This is a genomic window from Butyrivibrio sp. FCS014 (genome assembly GCF_000526935.1).
Taxonomy (GTDB): domain Bacteria; phylum Bacillota; class Clostridia; order Lachnospirales; family Lachnospiraceae; genus Butyrivibrio.
Genome location: NZ_JAHA01000006.1, coordinates 248,256 through 265,675, shown reverse-complemented (window position 1 = coordinate 265,675; position 17,420 = coordinate 248,256). Strand labels below are relative to the sequence as shown.

Genomic DNA, 17,420 nt, shown 5'->3' with positions numbered 1-17,420 from the left:
TCATCTCTCCTGCAAACTGTCTCGTATCCTTATAATTGTGTTTATAACGTTATCGTTGGAAGTCATAAATAGATGCGGGCCGTCAAACAGATACTCCCTTGCGCCCATGGCCGCATACGCTGACCAGTCATAGACCGATCTTCCAAGGAGACTGTCCTCCTTCCCCATAAAGTGGGATAGGGGGCACTTAAGCCGGGCCTTGAATCCGGCCTTTTCCTTTATCATCAGCTCAAGGTCCTTTTCAAGGATCGTCTTAAGATACTGGCTGTAGGAATTGTCTAAGGTTAAAAGCTCAAGATTGGAGCTCTTTTCCTCCACCTGTCGGATGTCATATTCCGATGCGCTCCTTGCGGGATCAACGGCTGCATAGATGACGTGGCCCGGGAGCCTGTCCCCTTCCTTTTCAAGCCTCTCATAGGCATTGTCGCAAAGAAATGCCCCCATGCTTACGCCGCAAAGAAGGTAGGGGCCGCAGTCCGCGGTCTTTTCCCTGATAAAGGAAACAAGATCCGAAAGTACCTCCTCGTAGCTGCCGTAAAAGTCTTCGCCGGCTCTTTTCCCGTGTCCTGCCATCTCGTAAAAAAAGACATCGCCATCTTCCGAGAGTCTCTTGATCATCCGGCCGTAGGAGAGCCCATCCCCTCCCGCGTGGGGCACCAGTACCACGGCAGGTTTTCTAGTAGCTTCTGAATTTGTCATATCTTCTCTCCACTATCTCCTCCCGGGACAAATGCCCATATCTGTCAAAAAAGTCTTCAAGCTCCGCGGACATCTGATTGCAGATCTCATCAAGATTGTCTGCGGTAACAGGTTCCGGCTCGGGAATTATCCTGTCTATGACCTTCTTCTCATAAAGTGAGGACGCGCACATGCCCATGGCATCGGCAGCCTCCTTTTTCTTCTCGCTGTCCTTCCAGACTATGCTGGCGTAGCCCTCAGGAGTAATGACAGAGTACACGGAGTGCTCCAGCATCCACACCTCGTTGGCGATGGCAAAGGCCAGGGCTCCGCCGCTTCCCGCCTCTCCCACGATCACGGAAAGAGTGAGGGTCTTAAGCTCCGATGCGCATCCCAGCATCTTTGCGATGATATCCGCCTGCCCCATTTCTTCTGCGCCTCTTCCGCAGGCTGCACCCATGGTATCTACAAAGAATACCACGGGAATATCGAATTTCTCCGCAAGCTTCATGAGCCTTATGGCTTTGTGATGACCTGAAGGAGATGCCATTCCCCAGTTTCTTCGAATAGCCTCCTGAATATCCTGTTTGCCCTTCTGCTGACCTATGGAGATCACAGGTCTTCCCTTAAAGAAGCCGATTCCGCCAACCACCGCAGGGTCATCTCCTGAAACTCTGTCTCCATGAAGCTGTGTAAAGTCGGTAAAAAGCTTGCACATATACTCAAGTGCCGTGGGCCTTGTGATCTTCCTTGCAAGCTTGACATTCTTCCAGGCTTCGCTGAAGGCATAGGCCTCCGGATCCTCGGATGGATTAGCCAGGTGATATCCGCCACCGGCAGCCGGCTTTTTAGCTGCATTCCTTCGTCCGGCCTTTCCAAAAACATCAAGAAGATTTGTAAGGTAATCCCTCATCCTTAGATTTGATACCACCTCATCCACGAACCCATGCTCCTTGTGGAAGCGGGCAGTCTGAAAGCCCTCAGGGAGCTTCTCTCCGGTGGTCTGCTCAATTACTCTCTGCCCCGCAAAGCCAATAAGTGCGCCCTCCTCGGCAATAATGATGTCCGCCAAAGTAGCAAAGCTTGCAGTCACGCCTCCAAAGGTGGGATTGGTGAGGACCGAAATATAAAGAAGTCCCTCCTTCCCATGTCTGACACAGGCCTGAGAGGTCTTCTGCATCTGCAAAAGAGATGCCATCCCCTCCTGAACTCTCGCGCCTCCCGAAGCACAGAACAGCACAACCGGGAGCCTCTCCTTCGTAGCATGCTCAAAGAGCCTCGTGATCTTCTCCCCCACATAATAGCCCATACTTGCACGCAAAAAACGGGCATCCATTATGCCGATCGCGACATCATGCCCGCCTATAGCCGCCCTTCCCGTAAGTACGGCCTCATACAATTCATATCTCTTGCGATGCCTCTCAATCTTCGCCCTGTACTCATCGTCAACAACGACTCTCCCGGTATCGATATCGTCCTCATAGGCCGCAAAAGACCCTTCATCAGTTATGGAATTCAATCTCTCATACGTATTCATGTCAGCATTATAACATGCCGGCCCCCTCAATGGGGCATGTTTCCTACTGACTTGCCGCTGCCCTTTTAAGTTTTCAAAAAGCCTCCCCGGCGCCGGTCTTACAGGGCCGCCCCGCCCCGCGTCCGCAGCCTGTAACGCAGAAAAAATTGCAAATCTTCGCGGATGTTTTTGCACCGGTTAATGGCACCCCAAAGCAGGGCTTCGTTTCTGCGGATCAAACTCCCTTCGAAAGCTCACAGGAGGCCGCAGCCAAGGTTATTTCCCGCTGGTGAGGATAGCGAGGAATGCCCATTTTCCGGCGGCCTTAGGCAGATTTTCAATGTGCGCCCGAAGGTTGTCTGACGAAGATCGGCGTGGTCATTTTCATTGAAAAAGTCATGGCTTGCGTACGCAAGCCCGGGAAAAAAAGGACTCTTCTTTCCAAGCTCGCTTGAGAAAGAAGAGTCTTTTTTATTCCCGATGCATGGCGCGCTGATAAGCGCCATGCATGACATGACGTGTTATGAAAATCGCCGATCGAGGAGTTTCCTTCGGGCGCACATAATAAAAGAAAATCTGCAAGGCCGTCTTGGAAAATGCGCGTGACGAGATCCCGAGGCAGCGGGAATAACTTGGCAGAAGGCCCCTGTGGCTTTGAAGGTCAGACAAAGATCCGCAGACAGAAACGAAGCACAGCTTTGGGGCACTCATTAGCCCTGGCGCAAAAACATGACGCTCAGATTTGCAGCTTTTTTCTGCTACCCGGCTGCGGGCGCGGGGCGGGGCGGCCGGTCAGAAGAGCGGCGCCAGGGAGGCGTCTTGCGTGATGGAAGGGGCAGCGGCGAATCAGTCCTGAAGGTAGCCCATGAGGGGGCCGAATTCGCCGGTGTTGATAAGGCGACCGAGTTTCTGATATTCGTACTGCATGGCTCTGGCTATGTGGCGCATGGAGAGAGGAGCGCCTTCGGCGCCGGCCATGTAGGCAGCGCTGTAGAGGATGGCCTTGATGTTGCTGCCGGAGAGGTCGAATTGGGCGGCCAGGAGGCGGAAATCAAGGTCTTTGTCCAGTTCAGTCTCGGGTGGAAGGATTGTGCTCCACAGCTGGTAACGCTGCTCCTCATCGGGGCTCTTTAGGTTAACGGAGTAGGTGATCCTTCTGATGAAGGCGTTGTCGAAGTTCTGGTAGTAGTTGGTGGCCAGAATGGACATTCCGTCGTACTCCTCGATTTTCTGAAGGAGGAAGGCGGTTTCGGAGTTGGAGTATTTGTCGTTGGAGCCTGAGATCTCTGTTCGTTTTGAAAAGAGGGCATCCGCCTCGTCGAAGAACAGTATCACATTTGCGCCCTTTGCTGCGTCAAAGATAGAAGAAAGATTCTTTTCCGTCTCTCCGATGTATTTGGAGAAGATCCTTGATATATCCACTCTGTAGAGAGGAAGGGACAGTTCTTTGGAAACCACCTGGGCGGCCATGGTCTTGCCGGTGCCGGGAGGCCCGTACAGGAGCACGCTGACTCCGTTTCCGTAGGCATTTTTCTTTTTGAGTCCCCACTTCTCTCCCAGTCTGTTCTTTATGCGATAGCGGTCACAGGCAGTCTTAAGTACTTTGGCCTGATCGGGAGTGATCTTAAGATCCTCCCATCCGTAAACCGCATTGACATGGCTTGCCAGGGACGAGAAGTTGACTCTGCTCTGCTTGCCAATGGCCTTAAGGCACAGGTCCTTTGTTATCACCCCGGTATTTTCAAGCCTTGCCATTGCCCTTGTCTGCAGGCAGATATTCATGATGCTGCCGTAGCTCATCTCATAGCAATCTGACAGATCTGCAAGGGAAAGGTCATCCCCTGCCTCATACTCTTTATCATGAAAAAGAAAATGCTCCCACATTTTGCATCTTAGCTCAGCCGAAGGAAGCGGCATTTTAAGCACCGCAGCAGCCCTTGAGGAAAGCTCCGGAGGTTCCTCATTTTCTCCGAATACAAATATCTTTCCAAGGTCCTTTTCATCCAAAAGTTCCTCTGACATGGAATCGTTCGTGTGATTCTTGGCTTCCCTGTCCGGCACATACAGCACTGCAATTATTCCGCCAAAAAGCTTTGCCCTCACCTTAATCGCCATAAGAGTAAGCTCTTTTTCCTCCCTGCTCATCTGCGAAAACTTCGAGAAATCAAGGACAGAAAGGCTGCTCTTTTTGTCTGTTGCAGCCTTAAACAAAATATGCAGGGGCGCCTTTTTGTCATCGCTTTCGATATACAAAAGCCCATCGCCCTCCAGGGAAAGTTCGTGATCAAGAAGGCTCTTTTCCCTGTCAAAGAAAACAGGAACAGACTCATTCTCCCGGTAGATTTCCACGGCCTTAGATCCGCTCTCATCCTCCCTGAAATTTCCCGACAGAATGTCACGTATAAGGGGATTCAGGAAAAGAGCCTGTGAAAGCCCCTCTTCTTTTTGCTTTGGGAAAAAGAATCTTTCAAGAGTATCCGAAAGTCTTATGGGATAAGTAAGAGCCATGTCTTCGGGCTTTGTGAACCTTTTTACCATGGCAAAATAAAGCCCTGTCGTAGGGCGGGGCGAAGAGATCTCATCCTGAAGGAAGCCGTAAATCCTCTCATAGGTCCTGTCAACGCATACCGAAAGAGCCATGATCACGGCAAAAATCTCATTGCGATCAAGAGAGAAGGTATCTCTGATGTACTTTACTCTGAGCATGGGAAGAATGCCGGCGCTGTCCTGCTGCTCATTGGTCTTTCCGGTGGCTTCATACCTTGAATCTATATAATCAAAGGCAGACCTTACCATCTCTGAAAGCACCGGGTCATACATGTCTTTTTGCCTGATGGCAGGCGGATTGTCGTAGAGGCCTCTAAGCTCGGACTCTGTTATCACAAGCCCGCTTGAATAGAGCTTCCTGGCGGTATGAAGTCCCTTTCTTTCAAGGAAGCTCTCGATCACCATATCCAGAAGCTTAAAATAATCAGACAGCTCCTCCGAGGAAGAGCTGTAGGGCATATCTATCTTGTTTTGATCAAAGTATTCCGGGTATTCATACATGGTCCCGCACCTTATCCTCCCTTAGCATTTTGATCATGGCAGAGGCACTCCACACCTCTTTTTCCTCATCAACCAGCGCAAAATCCGAAAAAGCGTTGGCAATAAGGAAGCTCTCGTAGGCGGTCCTTAGATCCTCCGGAAGCCTGTAGAGAGTCTTATAGAGGATGGTGTCCTCCTTTTCCTCCTCATCCCAGTTAAAAAGAGCCGACGCCACTGCCGGCACCCTTTGAAGAAGCCTTGATGCATAGCCCCTCCTTCGAAGCTCCGGCAAAGTATATATGCTGACGATATTGAGGTCCCCGTTTCCTTCCGGCTGAATTACCAGTACGGAGGCTGCCGCTATATCTTTTCCCTCTTTAAGAGCCTGACTGCAGCCGTCTTCATCCTCAGAAAGAACACAGGCAAAGCCCCAGAATCCAAGCTCGGTCTTATCCTCATTTCCCTTATATTCATCGTAAATATAAGGTATCATCATATGTTTGTAGTTATTCAGGTCCTTCTTATAGATTGGTCTGATTTCCATGATAAGCTCCGATCACCCGGGATTATAAAAGTTTCCAAGTTCGTCAAAAAATCTGTTGCCCTGTACCAAAGCATATCCGTTCATGATATTGTCCAGTTTTCCGGCGATGAATCCGAAGAATTCTTCATTTTTATGAGCAGATACCGTAGCATTAACGTACATGACCAGCATCTTCCAGAATTCCCGTATGGCAAATTCTTTAAGATCCGTAGGCAACACATCCGGTCCGTACTGGGCAGAAAGCCGGGAATAAATAGAATTCATGACCATTGTTGTAATATCGGGATGAGCCAGTATGCTCTTTATAAAATAGCTGTCAAACCATCTTATTGCTCCCTCGGTTCCTTTATCTGTTCCTGCCTCAAGTTCATTCACAACTTCAAGGGAGAGCCCTTCAGTCTTTTTATCCTGGGTGCTGATCTGATTCATGACAGTACTGATGCCGCCGAAGATTCTTTCGAATATCAGCTGCTGATATATGGCCCCGGCCGAGGACCCGGAACTGTATGCCGGTTCACTCTCCTCAAATGACTGCTCTTTGTAGGCAAGATTCATGGCATAATCAATGTCCTGCTGCGTATATGTCTTCCTCTCCAGCATATATCTGTGAGAGGCCTCAAATTCGAGTGCAAGCTCACTGTACCTGTTAATACCGGCAAGCTCCTTTTTCTGATCTGCGCTCCTTTCATTCTCGGGGATGGCGGAGAGTTCTGCCTTTCTGATAAGATCCCCCGTCGCCCTTTCAATGTCATAATTGTAGGTCTGCATATATGCTTCAAACAAAGATGGCGTTATAGTAATTACTTTTTCTTTTCCATTAATTCTGGTCCTTAAGGTTATGTTCCTGGTGAACATCCTGTTAGCCACATTGCCCAGGTCCCCTCCTGCAGAAAAGAAGCTGCTGCCTACCCTCTCACGATAGATGTTGTCCAGAAGATTGACCGCTCTCTGAAGCTGGGAAAGAGTATTCATGACCTGCGTGTTGATCCTGGCATCACCTTTGAGATATGTATAATAAAGATCCGACAGCTTATCCAGTTCGTCGCTGACATTTGCTCTGGCATCCAGTATCTCGCTGTCTGTCAGAAGTTCAAACGCATTTGCCTCTCCCTCTTTCTTTTGCTCGCTGAATCGATCCTGTATATTTTCAATCGCAAGGTCCAGATAATAGGAGCCTATGACTGACATGTTACCCACAAGCTCCTTCATTTCAGAAGGCAGATTCATGCGGTCTTCCTCTGTCAAAATACTGTCAAGTGCAATTGTAAGCGTCTCTGCATCTTTTTTCAGGGCTTCACTTATAGCCCCCAGATTTGTAGCGGTATCTACTTTGATATCTGTACTTCCGGTATATTCATAGGAACTGACAGTTCCCTGGCCGCCTTTGTTCCTCCTAAGATTCTCTCCCAATTCTGCGGGGATCAAAGTCGTCTTAGTGAAGGCGGCATTATCAACGGATCTCATATACCTGTCCGCATCCTGACGGGTCACTCTCTTATTGCCAAATCCCTGATAAGACATATCGCTCTGACCGGCGATCCTTGCCAGATGATTTTTGACCCTGGCATTGCTGTAGGTTTCAATAGCACCAAATCCTACTTTTCCGGCATTTGCAATAGGAGAAAATCTGACTTCCGACTCCCTGAAAACATCATCGCTGCTTTCAAGGATCTGGCCTGAATTTACCGTCATATCCCGCACAAAGGTCGTACAGTTTCGCTTGTAATAACTGTATCCGCCTTCTGCATAGTGCTCAGAGTCCTTAAGAATGCGGCCTACCTGAGCCATGGTTGCCGGGTATCTCTTACTGATGGAATATGCATGCCCCTTGTCACTGCGAAGCTGTCCCGGAACAATGGCATCCATAGTCATCTGAGCGCCGGTGCCTCCCCAGTCGGAGAATCCGCCTGCTGGGTAAAATCCGTATTGAAGTGCGTATCTTTCGTTTCTCTTTGTTATGTTGCTGTATCTGGTATAGCTGATCCCCAGTGACACGTGGCCCATCTCGGTGCCCTTCATACTGTTGGCGCTTCCGGTGGTGGGCTGTTCAACATATATGGTAACTTCCGGAGGAGCCGGCTCTTTCTGGCCATCCCGGTTTATCTCAGCTCGTCCCGCCGTAAGATATGACCATACAGTGGGGACTCTTCTTTCATCACTTAGTATATCCTCGGCGGATTCATTAGCAGATCTGTTAAAAACAGCGCCGTTCCACCCGGGGATATTGTCATAGTTCTTGGCCTCCTGCATCTTTTCCCTGGCCTTTGCAAGGGAATTGTTGGAGCTGACATACTTGTAGATGGCAACAGGGGAAGTCGCGATATTAACGGCCAATTTACCAACCTTGGAAAAAATGCTGCTTGCCCTGTTCCAGAATTTACTCAAAAATCCCTGCTTTTGCTCTGCCTGAGGCACTACAGCAAAATTCCACCCTCGCACCTCATTCATGGAGCTCTGGATACGCCCAAGCTCTGTTGCTGCGCTTCTTACCGCATTGGCCTCATCTCTTTTGCCTGTCATATCAAGGGTCTCTATCTTCTGATTCACCCTGGTAACAGCGTTTTGGACCATGTCGGCAGCTTTCCCCACAGCCTCGTTCCTGCTCTGCTCATCCTCTATTTCCGGGCCCTCTTCCGTATTCTGCTCATTCTCAATCTCAGAATCTATCTCATCCAAAACAGACGTGTCAACAAAGCCCCCCTGGTCGAGGATATCCTCCTCTTCTTCCTGGAGCGCCTCATTGCCGATCCTGGGTAAAAAGATCCCTCTTCCGGATGAGCCGGCATTATCGGATATTTTAAAGTTGTCGTCAATCTTCTGATTGCTTCTTTCTTCTACTGCCGGTACTACAGGTGGCATACACAGTTCCTCATTACAAAAAACGAATAATCGTTAATAGCAATATTATACTGCCTTATATCGGCGAAAGCCCAAGCTTTTGCCTTTCCGCATTATAAAGATTCTTAACATCTGTTCCGGGGCCGTAAAGCTGCCTGCCCTCACCATTGTTTTCATAAAGCTCGCTCTTGACATTTATAAGAGATACCAGCTTAGGATCCTCACTGACTATTTTCGATATGTCATCCATGGACTTATCAAAGTTCTTAACGCCTTCAAGCCCCAATTTCTTTATGACAATTGTAACGCCTGTAATGTAGGTGCTTACAGCCATTAAGGTATTGACCTTAGCCCTAAGTTCCTTTATCCTCTCTTCGTCATATTTCAGCTTAACATCCTTATCTTTGCTCTCAATTATACTCAGGTACTCTTTACTGTAGAATTCAGCTTCCATGCCGATATACGCCATAGAAAAATTACGAAGATATTTGTGTCCGAACAGTTCACCGAAATTTGTAAAATTCATACGGCTAAGGTCGAAGTTTTCTACAGTATCAAATACATGCTCCATGGACCTTACATGGGAAAGCTTTTTTTCTTTCTCCATCTTCTGGTCATAGGGAGTTTTCAGATTATGATACAGCTCAATCATCGTCCTGTCTGAATATCCATTGATAAACGCCATATTTGAAGCGGTCCTTCTGGCTTGCCTGCTCGCACCATGGGACGCAATTCCGGTTTTCTCATCCTCTCTTCTCTGAGCCTGCTCAATAAGCTCAACCTTGGAGTCTATGGCAAAGTTATAGTCTCTCATGATATTGTTGATCTTACCCTTGATAGCAGTTTCCTTAGCCTGTGCTTTTTCCTTTTGGCGCCTCTCATAATTCTTTTTAAGCTTTTCATTGCCGGGCTTGTCAAGGTCCTCGATCCTTATTCTGATTTTTTCTTTCTTCTCCTGCTTTTCTTCTGTTTCCTTCTGCCCCTCTTCTTTCTTCTTAGGGCTCTCCTCTTTTTTCTTCTGTTTTTCTTCTTTTTCCTTAGGTTTTTCCTCTTTTTTGACGTCTTCCCTTTTGGAGTTTTCTTCTATTTTACTGACTATCTTTCTGGTGCTTACGGACCCAAGAAGATCTAAAAAGGTATCTCCTTCCTGAATCAGATCTGCTCTTTCTTCAATCTCGTAGAGCTCGTCAAGTTCTTGCTTGAGTCTGTCCATTGCAGCAGATACGGCATCATATCTGTTTCTTCTCCAGAAGCATATCGGCTTTCCTCTTTTCACATAATATTTACAGGAGTTGTAAGCTTTTAAGCATAACCTCTGAATTTCTTCAAACTGTTTTATGAAATTCTCATCTTCCTTACTAACCGGTAGATTAACATTATGTCTTAAATAACTTTCATATACCCTGATGTCATGCTTGACATCTCTCATATACCCGCTGTCACCGCACCATTTTTCTTCATTTACCAGAAGGAAGTTCTGATCCCTTCTTTTTCTCAGCGTAAGCTCTTTTCCCTGTCGCTCTGATAGCTTCAGTTCATCTCTGTACTCCAGGAGTTCATCAATCTTAAGGATCTCCTGCTGCGCGCTCTCAACGTTATAATATCTCTCATCAAGCCCCGGGATATTATCCTTTGCAAACCTTACCGGAGCTCTCATTTGTTCTTTTTTATCTATCTCGTAAAAGTCTTTTTTTAAGTCTTCTTTTTCCTTATTGTTCAGTTCCCTAAGGTTCAGTTCCTTAAACTCCTGTCCACCGCTCATAGTTTATCCCTCATAATCTTCCATCTCTTCCTTACGTTTCCGGAAGCTGTCAACACTTGCCGTATAGTAGCAGACTTCATATGTATCGCCTTCAAGCTTCATCTGCTCCAAAACTTTTCCGGCAGCACTGCTGCGGAGCATGACTTCCACCAGATCTCCGGCCATTAAGCTGTCCTGAAAACGATGTAACACTGCCCGTATCAGTTCCTCCGCGTCCTCATAATTCATAGGGATAAGTCCCAGGGTGTACCAGGTTCTTCCGGATTTCATCACAAGAAATGCGCCGTTACACTCACCCTTTTCAACCCTGAGTACACTGACTGCCTTGTCTGAAGCCATAAGCATGTCCCTAACCGGGTAAACGAAGTTCAAGCCGTATTGTTTCTCGAGCTTCTCTGCATAGACATCAAGGTCGGAATCAGAAAGGTCCCCGATAGAAACCAGCTCTTTTAACCCGGAGGATAATTCATTTTTCTTTTCATCCTCCTTAAGTCTCTTTTCCAGCTGTTTTACGTTGCTTCTAAAGACGCTTTCCCCTTCCTCAACGAAGGAAAATACATCGTTTACAAAAAATCCCTCGCTGTCCCAGTCAGCTCCGTTGTCTTCATATTCGCTGCTTATTCTTGCAGCCACCTCGGTAAGGCCTCTTCCCAGTGCCTCCTCGAAGGCCAGGATCATCAGGCTGCTTGCGCATCCCTGCCCGCGATATTCCGGGAGGGTGTACATCCAGTCAATGACCAGTCTGTCCTTTTCCCGAGTACAGATCATCAGTGCTGCGGGAACATCTTCCTCTTCCTGCTCATCCACCATTCCCAGGGCAAAGGCTCCGGGCAGAGCCAGCATATCCAGCCTTTCATATGGATCCAGTTCCCAAAACGCTTTTATGTTACTTTTGTTTATACGAATTGTTACCATCATACGTCTCCTCGGTGATATGATTTTTTTCGTTTATAAAACCCCTTTGAAATTAAAAAAGCCTTGATATATCTATGTTTTAATTGTATCTATCACATTTCTCAAAGTCCACTTTTCAGAGGTGCTTTTTCGAAAATTAAGAATCTTTTTATATTTTTTCCCGATAATCCGCCCGGCCCCGGGGACGGAGTCGAGGGACCATTTTGGGGCGCGCAAACACAAAAAAGAGGGCGTTTCTTCAAACGTCCTCTTTACTCCTTAAGGCTCCGGGCTGTCGCCTTCTTTGCTTACCGCTCACCAACATATTCAAAGCTCATTCCTTCGTCATGGGACACATACAGTCCCTGTGGGTGCTTGTCCAGTTCCTCGCTGTAATAGTCCCCGGACCATGGGCTCTGGCCCGCAAGAAGGTAGATTTCTCCTCCCTCTGCCCAGACCTTCTCGGGTATGGTAAAGGGATTGTATATTGTTCCATCCGACAGTTTGACCTTAGCGGAAGGATAGTTTACCTGGACAAAAGACATACCGCCGTTATCGGACCTGAACAAAAGGCCATCGTCTCCGCCGTTATAGGTAAGGCAGGCAAAACCCAGATTTGAGTCATCAATGAATTCGATCCACTTTGCTTCGCCTCCTCTTCCGAGAAAAGGATTTGGGTTTACCAGAGTTGTTTTATTCTTTTTGTAAGCATAAAGCGAATAGTAACTGCTCCCCGCAGCCCTGTCCACCGGCACCAGACCGTAGGTTATCCCGTCCTGTGTGGTGTACGAACAATCAGGTTCAATGGAGGGAAAAAAGTCATCATCTCCATTATCTGTAAACTCAAGCGTTCCGTACGCATCGTCCTTTACAGGATAGTCTGCGGAAGTGAGTTTTTCATCCACAAAGTCATACAGCCCTTCGTAAAGGGAATCCCTGTTGTAGCCGTCCTTCAAATAAGGCGACGGATCAAAGCTTTCTTCAATGGATGGCATCATTACGATGATCTCACTGTAAAGCCAGGGTGCCTTTTCATAAGGAACTTCCTCAATACATTCTTCAAGCCAGTCGCATATGTCCTCGCAAAACCAGGAAAGATCCTGGGATCCGTTTTCATCAATCTTTGGCACCTTTACAATGCCCAGCGCGTTGTCAGAGCACTCTTTTTCCTCCCATGACAAAGACCTTTGGATTTTCTCCGGATATGTGTCCTCCGTTATCTTTACAAAATAACTTAAATAGCGGTGTTCTTCTTTCTTCTTCTGCTCAATCTCCCTGGCCTTTTCTTCATCAACTACATCATGTATTTCACTGCTGTTATCCGCTTTCCCATTCGGATCACTTTCTTTGTGTCTGATAAACTGAATCATCACTGCCAGCCCCAAAACAACGGTCAGACAAGCCACCAGTGCCACAACTAATACTCTATTTCTTTCTTTCATACATTCCTCTCCTTGTTATCCCCATATATCAGAGTATTCCAGGAAAAGAATATTTGCAATAGCCCGTAGATGGCCCACCGCTTGCCCGCCTATGGTCCCTGGGGATGGAGTCATTCCACCCCAAAAAGAGCTGCAGCACTAACCTGGTGTTGCAGCTCCCGGCACACTATTTTATTCAGAACAGCTGTCCGCTTGCCAGATACTGAAACATCAGATCTGCGCCGGCCATGCCCATGGCAAAAAACGCCAGGATAAACATCAATACTATTGCACCTTTGTCATAGACAAGCTTATCGGGACGAAGGTTTGATAACAGCACTTCCACTCCCAGCCCCACAAGTATCAGGGGCCACAGCTTAAAGATCACATCGTAGCTTATTACATTCACGAATAAGTGAAGTATGAACATAACTCCAAAGGCGATGAACACAATACCTGTCGTTACTGTCCCGACTCTGTGTATTCTTGCAGTCTCCATATCATGCCTCCTTTGAATTAAGGCTCTTATCCTCTATCTGCGCAATATCAGCCGGTGCCTTTACTTCCACTTCGCCGGTGCTATCCAGCTCTTTTTTCTTGCCCACGATCATGCGGATACCAATGACAACAAGCAGGATGGAAATTATAACCTGAGGGATATTGCTTACAGCAGGATATATGTCTTCCCAGTAATCTCCGGGGATCAGCCGATAGATCATATCGGAGAAGTAATCCCAAAGCTGGGCAGCTCCGATAACGATGAGAATAGCTGCGATCCACTTCTTTGCGTTTTTGCTTGAAAGACTATTCCACTTAAGATCCGAGAACTCTTCCCATACATATCTGTCTTCCATGGCTGCAAAGCTCTGATCATCCATTCCCGCATAGTTTCTTGCGTGGAAAAATCCGTAAAACCAAACCACGGCAGTGATCGGAATCAGGAAATCCAAACCGCCGGCTATAACAAGCGGTGAGAAAGACAAGAAGAAAATAAGCATAAGGGTGAATCCGTTTTTCATAAATCCCATATACATCTCAGCTGCTCCGGGCAGGAATGAGAATATAAAAGTAAAAAATTTGTTTTTCTTCATCTGTTTCATTTTAAATACCTCCAACCTTACTCAAACAAATTCTGAATCTGTGACTGTATGTAAGTTTCTGCTTTCTCCAGATCTAAGGCGCCGGAGCGTCTACTTAAAACCTCTTCTCTGGTCTTAACGGATCTGCTTTCAAGAACTTCATCTCTTGATATAACATTCTTCTCCGCAACAACCTCTTCTCTGGATGTAACCTTAACGCCTGTATCAGGAATAAAAGGAACTATGCACACAAGAGCGATTGCCGCAGCTACCGCGAATCCAACTCTTAGACAGTACTGACTGAATTCAACCGTCTTCCTGCGATTTTTGCGTTCAACGAAAGATATAACATTTCTCTCAATACCGGCCGGCGCCTGAACAAGCTCTTTTCCCTCTATATCCATGATCAGTTTATTAAGCTCATCATCGCTTAAGTACGGTATTATCTTATCTTTTTCACTCATGCAAGCAGGTCCTCCTTCCTTATGGTTTTCTTTAGCATTTCTCTGGCCCTGTAGATATGGGACTGTACGGTTTTTAGCGGAACTCCGATTCTCATCGATATCTCTTTTGCCGTAAGGCCCTCTTCAAAATGAAGCTTGGCAGGTGTCCTGTAGGGCTCTGAAAGCCCGTCGCAGCTGTTTCTGAAAGCCTCCATGATGTCTGCTGTCACATATTGCTCAAGTGGGCCGTCCCGGCTAAGTGCCTCGCCCTGGGGCAGTTCATCATTGGAAGTGGCTACAGCCCGCCTCTCGGCTGCCCGCATGTAATCAATGCATTTATTGCTTGCGATCCTGCACAGCCAGGCCTTTTCCGAAGAACCGTCGAACTCATTTATATGCTCATAGGCCGAAATAAAGGTCTCCTGCGTGATATCCTCCGCGGCAAAATAATCACCGGTCAGCTTAAGACATACCGAGAAAACCAGATTCTTGTATGTGCTCATCAGCTCTATTAACTTGTCCTTAGAATCTGTTTTCCCCATGTTTTTTTCCTTTATTTCGCTCTCCTCATATAATATAACGAATCAGGCACATAAAAGTCTGCAAAAAAATAACGACTTTCGGAAAAAAATTCCAAAAGTCGCATAATAAATCTCTGAAAAACCTTCTAATTATCACAATCGGATCGGAATAGAACAATGTTCCTTCTTTTTCCAATACACAAAGCTCATATCCTAAAAGCTTCTTTAATACTATACAAGCCATTAAATGTCACTCCCAAGCAGGTATCATCTCAATCTTCTGATTATTCCACATCTCCATAAGCAAGGCTTTATGTTCCTTGTACCATGCTTCTATAAACGGATTTATTCCTTTTAGTTTTTGGGGGGATTGTTATAAGATTGAAAACAGGTATTCTTTCATTTTCCGATAAATGATTTGTCTGTCATCGTCAGAAACCCTGCTGCATTTTTTCAGTGCATAATGATGAGCAAATTCCTCATCTGTGTAGGTATTATCGCCGATTACAACCGGTTTACTGTATCTTGGGCGACAATGTAAATGCACATGAGGATTTGGATCATCATCCTTGTAGAAGTTATTGAGCAAGCAGGTCCAATTACATAAATCCGCTCCAAGTGCAATCTTTAAGCAACCTTCTATCCTTCTGATAATGAGCTGAAGATCAGTCCATTCTTCACCACTAAGTTCTGACAAAGTGCCGGCATGTCTCTTTAACACAAGTATGCATCGTCCGATATAATCCTGCTCATCAGCAAGATATGCAGCCCAGTACTCATCATCAAACAGTAAATATTTTCTATCTTCATCAGATAAATTGCACCATTCACAGTTACTCATAAAACAACATCATTTTCTATAACTTCAAAGCCCCAATTATCTCTTCTCCGTCCATCTCCCCGGTCTCAACAAATCCAAAAGACGCATAAAGCTCTTTTGCCACCTTATTCTCCGGTTCATATGAAAGCCAACAGTACTCAGCCTTCCCACAAGGAAATGTCTTAATGAATTCAAGAGCAAGTTCTATTGCTTTTCTGCCATAGCCCTTTTGCTGATATCTCCTGTCTATCATCAGACGCCATATATTATAGTTATTGTCTGCTATAGCAGGCGCATCATCCCAATAATCATCTTTGTCATATCCGATCATAACAAATCCAACAAGTGTATCATCTTCATAAATTCCAAAAGGAAACGCGTAGCCATTATTGGTGACAGTTGTATAAGCCTCAATGATACTAACCTCATTAGAAGCAACGAATTCTCTCTGGTCGTCATTAACAGATAGTTTTAAAATATCCCAAACATTTTTACCATTTATCTTCTCAAGTCTTAACATCTGGTGCTCTCCCTATGCAATTTGGGCTTCCCATATTAATTATCAATATGCCCTTTATTGTACGTAAAAAGGGTTCCAAGCACAAGGCTTGAAACCCTTTATAAATTCAGTGATCATGCGATCTGATAAGAATTACTCAACGATTGTAGCAACCTTACCTGATCCAACTGTACGTCCACCCTCACGGATAGCGAACTTAAGACCCTGCTCCATAGCGATGGGGTGAATAAGCTCGATAGACATTGTTACGTGGTCACCAGGCATGCACATCTCAACACCATCGGGAAGGTTGCAGACACCTGTAACGTCAGTTGTTCTGAAATAGAACTGAGGTCTGTAGTTTGTGAAGAAAGGTGTATGACGGCCACCCTCGTCCTTAGTAAGAACGTAAACCTCAGCAGTAAACTTTGTGTGGCATGTTACTGTGCCGGGCTTTGTAACAACCTGTCCTCTCTGGATGCCATCACGATCAACACCACGGAGAAGAAGACCAACGTTATCACCAGCCTCGCAGTAATCCATAGTCTTTCTGAACATCTCGATACCGGTACATACAGACTTAGAAGTCTCTTCCTTGATACCAACGATTTCGATTTCGTCGTTGAGGTTAAGGTGACCTCTCTCTACTCTACCAGTAGCAACTGTTCCACGACCTGTGATTGTGAATACGTCCTCAACAGGCATAAGGAAAGGCTTATCTGTCTCACGAGTAGGTTCAGGGATATAGCTATCAACTGTATCCATGAGCTCGATGATCTTATCACCCCACTCAGACTTAGGATCCTCAAGAGCCTTAAGAGCTGAACCACGGATGATAGGTGTGTCATCTCCAGGGAACTCATACTCTGTAAGAAGGTCTCTGATCTCCATCTCAACGAGGTCAAGAAGCTCGGGATCGTCAACCATATCGCACTTGTTCATGAATACGATGATGTAAGGAACACCTACCTGACGAGCAAGAAGAACGTGCTCTTTGGTCTGAGCCATAACACCATCAGTAGCAGCAACAACAAGGATAGAACCATCCATCTGAGCTGCACCTGTGATCATGTTCTTAACGTAGTCAGCGTGGCCGGGGCAGTCAACGTGTGCATAGTGTCTGTTAGCTGTCTCGTACTCGATGTGAGCTGAGTTAATTGTGATACCACGCTCCTTCTCTTCAGGAGCCTTATCGATCTGATCGAATGCAACAGCAGGGCTGAATCCTCTGTCAGCGAGAACTGCTGTGATAGCAGCTGTAAGAGTTGTTTTACCATGGTCAACGTGTCCGATGGTACCAATGTTAACATGGGGTTTGGTTCTGTCAAACTTAGCTTTTGCCATTTCTAAATATCCTCCTTAGTGAAATGTTCATCAA

General features: G+C 46.4%; 15 protein-coding genes. All 15 read right to left on the bottom strand.

Annotated features, from left to right (window positions below; genetic code table 11):
- Nucleotides 1-699 carry a thioesterase II family protein gene (locus T456_RS0104955; RefSeq protein WP_024865190.1) on the bottom strand — a complete coding sequence of 233 codons (699 nt, stop codon included), beginning with the start codon at nucleotides 697-699 and terminating at the stop codon, nucleotides 1-3.
- Complete coding sequence (locus T456_RS0104950; RefSeq protein WP_024865189.1) at nucleotides 677-2,215, bottom strand: acetyl-CoA carboxylase carboxyltransferase subunit alpha/beta; 1,539 nt, start codon at nucleotides 2,213-2,215, stop codon at nucleotides 677-679. The genes T456_RS0104955 and T456_RS0104950 overlap by 23 nt, the downstream gene beginning before the upstream one ends.
- 825 nt (nucleotides 2,216-3,040) lie before the next feature.
- Entirely contained in the window at nucleotides 3,041-5,242 is a 2,202-nt protein-coding gene (locus tag T456_RS21070; protein WP_024865188.1) for an AAA family ATPase, read from the bottom strand.
- A complete protein-coding gene (locus T456_RS0104940) occupies nucleotides 5,235-5,765 on the bottom strand; it encodes a GNAT family N-acetyltransferase (protein WP_024865187.1) in 531 nt (176 codons plus the stop codon). The genes T456_RS21070 and T456_RS0104940 overlap by 8 nt, the downstream gene beginning before the upstream one ends.
- Before the next feature lie 12 nt (nucleotides 5,766-5,777).
- The gene (locus T456_RS0104935) at nucleotides 5,778-8,624 is read right to left on the bottom strand and encodes a hypothetical protein (RefSeq protein WP_024865186.1); all 2,847 of its coding nucleotides are present in this window, start codon (nucleotides 8,622-8,624) and stop codon (nucleotides 5,778-5,780) included.
- Nucleotides 8,625-8,679: 55 nt separating this feature from the next.
- Nucleotides 8,680-10,365 carry a hypothetical protein gene (locus T456_RS22335; RefSeq protein ID WP_024865185.1) on the bottom strand — a complete coding sequence of 562 codons (1,686 nt, stop codon included), beginning with the start codon at nucleotides 10,363-10,365 and terminating at the stop codon, nucleotides 8,680-8,682.
- Between the two features lie 3 nt (nucleotides 10,366-10,368).
- On the bottom strand, nucleotides 10,369-11,283 hold the full coding sequence (locus tag T456_RS0104925; RefSeq protein WP_155838023.1) for a GNAT family N-acetyltransferase: 915 nt from the start codon (nucleotides 11,281-11,283) through the stop codon (nucleotides 10,369-10,371).
- Between the two features lie 284 nt (nucleotides 11,284-11,567).
- The gene (locus T456_RS0104920; RefSeq protein ID WP_024865183.1) at nucleotides 11,568-12,701 is read right to left on the bottom strand and encodes a hypothetical protein; all 1,134 of its coding nucleotides are present in this window, start codon (nucleotides 12,699-12,701) and stop codon (nucleotides 11,568-11,570) included.
- A 175-nt stretch (nucleotides 12,702-12,876) separates the two neighbouring features.
- Nucleotides 12,877-13,179, bottom strand: a complete 303-nt coding sequence (locus T456_RS0104915; protein WP_024865182.1) for a LiaI-LiaF-like domain-containing protein — start codon at nucleotides 13,177-13,179, stop codon at nucleotides 12,877-12,879.
- 1 nt (nucleotide 13,180) lies between these two features.
- Nucleotides 13,181-13,780 carry a hypothetical protein gene (locus tag T456_RS21065; RefSeq protein ID WP_024865181.1) on the bottom strand — a complete coding sequence of 200 codons (600 nt, stop codon included), beginning with the start codon at nucleotides 13,778-13,780 and terminating at the stop codon, nucleotides 13,181-13,183.
- Nucleotides 13,781-13,797: 17 nt separating this feature from the next.
- The gene (locus tag T456_RS0104905) at nucleotides 13,798-14,223 is read right to left on the bottom strand and encodes a hypothetical protein (protein ID WP_024865180.1); all 426 of its coding nucleotides are present in this window, start codon (nucleotides 14,221-14,223) and stop codon (nucleotides 13,798-13,800) included.
- The gene (locus T456_RS0104900) at nucleotides 14,220-14,744 is read right to left on the bottom strand and encodes an RNA polymerase sigma factor (RefSeq protein WP_024865179.1); all 525 of its coding nucleotides are present in this window, start codon (nucleotides 14,742-14,744) and stop codon (nucleotides 14,220-14,222) included. Before T456_RS0104900 ends, T456_RS0104905 begins: the two co-directional genes overlap by 4 nt.
- Nucleotides 14,745-15,096: 352 nt before the next feature.
- On the bottom strand, nucleotides 15,097-15,564 hold the full coding sequence (locus tag T456_RS0104890; RefSeq protein WP_024865177.1) for an HIT family protein: 468 nt from the start codon (nucleotides 15,562-15,564) through the stop codon (nucleotides 15,097-15,099).
- Nucleotides 15,565-15,580: 16 nt separating this feature from the next.
- The gene (locus tag T456_RS0104885) at nucleotides 15,581-16,063 is read right to left on the bottom strand and encodes a GNAT family N-acetyltransferase (RefSeq protein WP_024865176.1); all 483 of its coding nucleotides are present in this window, start codon (nucleotides 16,061-16,063) and stop codon (nucleotides 15,581-15,583) included.
- A gap of 132 nt (nucleotides 16,064-16,195) precedes the next feature.
- Entirely contained in the window at nucleotides 16,196-17,386 is a 1,191-nt protein-coding gene (gene tuf, locus T456_RS0104880; protein ID WP_024865175.1) for an elongation factor Tu, read from the bottom strand.
- Between the last annotated feature and the right edge of the window lie 34 nt (nucleotides 17,387-17,420).

Bases quoted from the DNA above. Each gene is read 5' to 3' on its own strand.
- T456_RS0104955 (WP_024865190.1), bottom strand. From the start codon at position 699: ATGACAAATTCAGAAGCTACTAGAAAACCTGCCGTGGTACTGGTGCCC.
- T456_RS0104950 (WP_024865189.1), bottom strand. From the start codon at position 2,215: ATGAATACGTATGAGAGATTGAATTCCATAACTGATGAAGGGTCTTTT.
- T456_RS21070 (WP_024865188.1), bottom strand. From the start codon at position 5,242: ATGTATGAATACCCGGAATACTTTGATCAAAACAAGATAGATATGCCC.
- T456_RS0104940 (WP_024865187.1), bottom strand. From the start codon at position 5,765: ATGGAAATCAGACCAATCTATAAGAAGGACCTGAATAACTACAAACAT.
- T456_RS0104935 (WP_024865186.1), bottom strand. From the start codon at position 8,624: ATGCCACCTGTAGTACCGGCAGTAGAAGAAAGAAGCAATCAGAAGATT.
- T456_RS22335 (WP_024865185.1), bottom strand. From the start codon at position 10,365: ATGAGCGGTGGACAGGAGTTTAAGGAACTGAACCTTAGGGAACTGAAC.
- T456_RS0104925 (WP_155838023.1), bottom strand. From the start codon at position 11,283: ATGATGGTAACAATTCGTATAAACAAAAGTAACATAAAAGCGTTTTGG.
- T456_RS0104920 (WP_024865183.1), bottom strand. From the start codon at position 12,701: ATGAAAGAAAGAAATAGAGTATTAGTTGTGGCACTGGTGGCTTGTCTG.
- T456_RS0104915 (WP_024865182.1), bottom strand. From the start codon at position 13,179: ATGGAGACTGCAAGAATACACAGAGTCGGGACAGTAACGACAGGTATT.
- T456_RS21065 (WP_024865181.1), bottom strand. From the start codon at position 13,780: ATGAAACAGATGAAGAAAAACAAATTTTTTACTTTTATATTCTCATTC.
- T456_RS0104905 (WP_024865180.1), bottom strand. From the start codon at position 14,223: ATGAGTGAAAAAGATAAGATAATACCGTACTTAAGCGATGATGAGCTT.
- T456_RS0104900 (WP_024865179.1), bottom strand. From the start codon at position 14,744: ATGGGGAAAACAGATTCTAAGGACAAGTTAATAGAGCTGATGAGCACA.
- T456_RS0104890 (WP_024865177.1), bottom strand. From the start codon at position 15,564: ATGAGTAACTGTGAATGGTGCAATTTATCTGATGAAGATAGAAAATAT.
- T456_RS0104885 (WP_024865176.1), bottom strand. From the start codon at position 16,063: ATGTTAAGACTTGAGAAGATAAATGGTAAAAATGTTTGGGATATTTTA.
- tuf (WP_024865175.1), bottom strand. From the start codon at position 17,386: ATGGCAAAAGCTAAGTTTGACAGAACCAAACCCCATGTTAACATTGGT.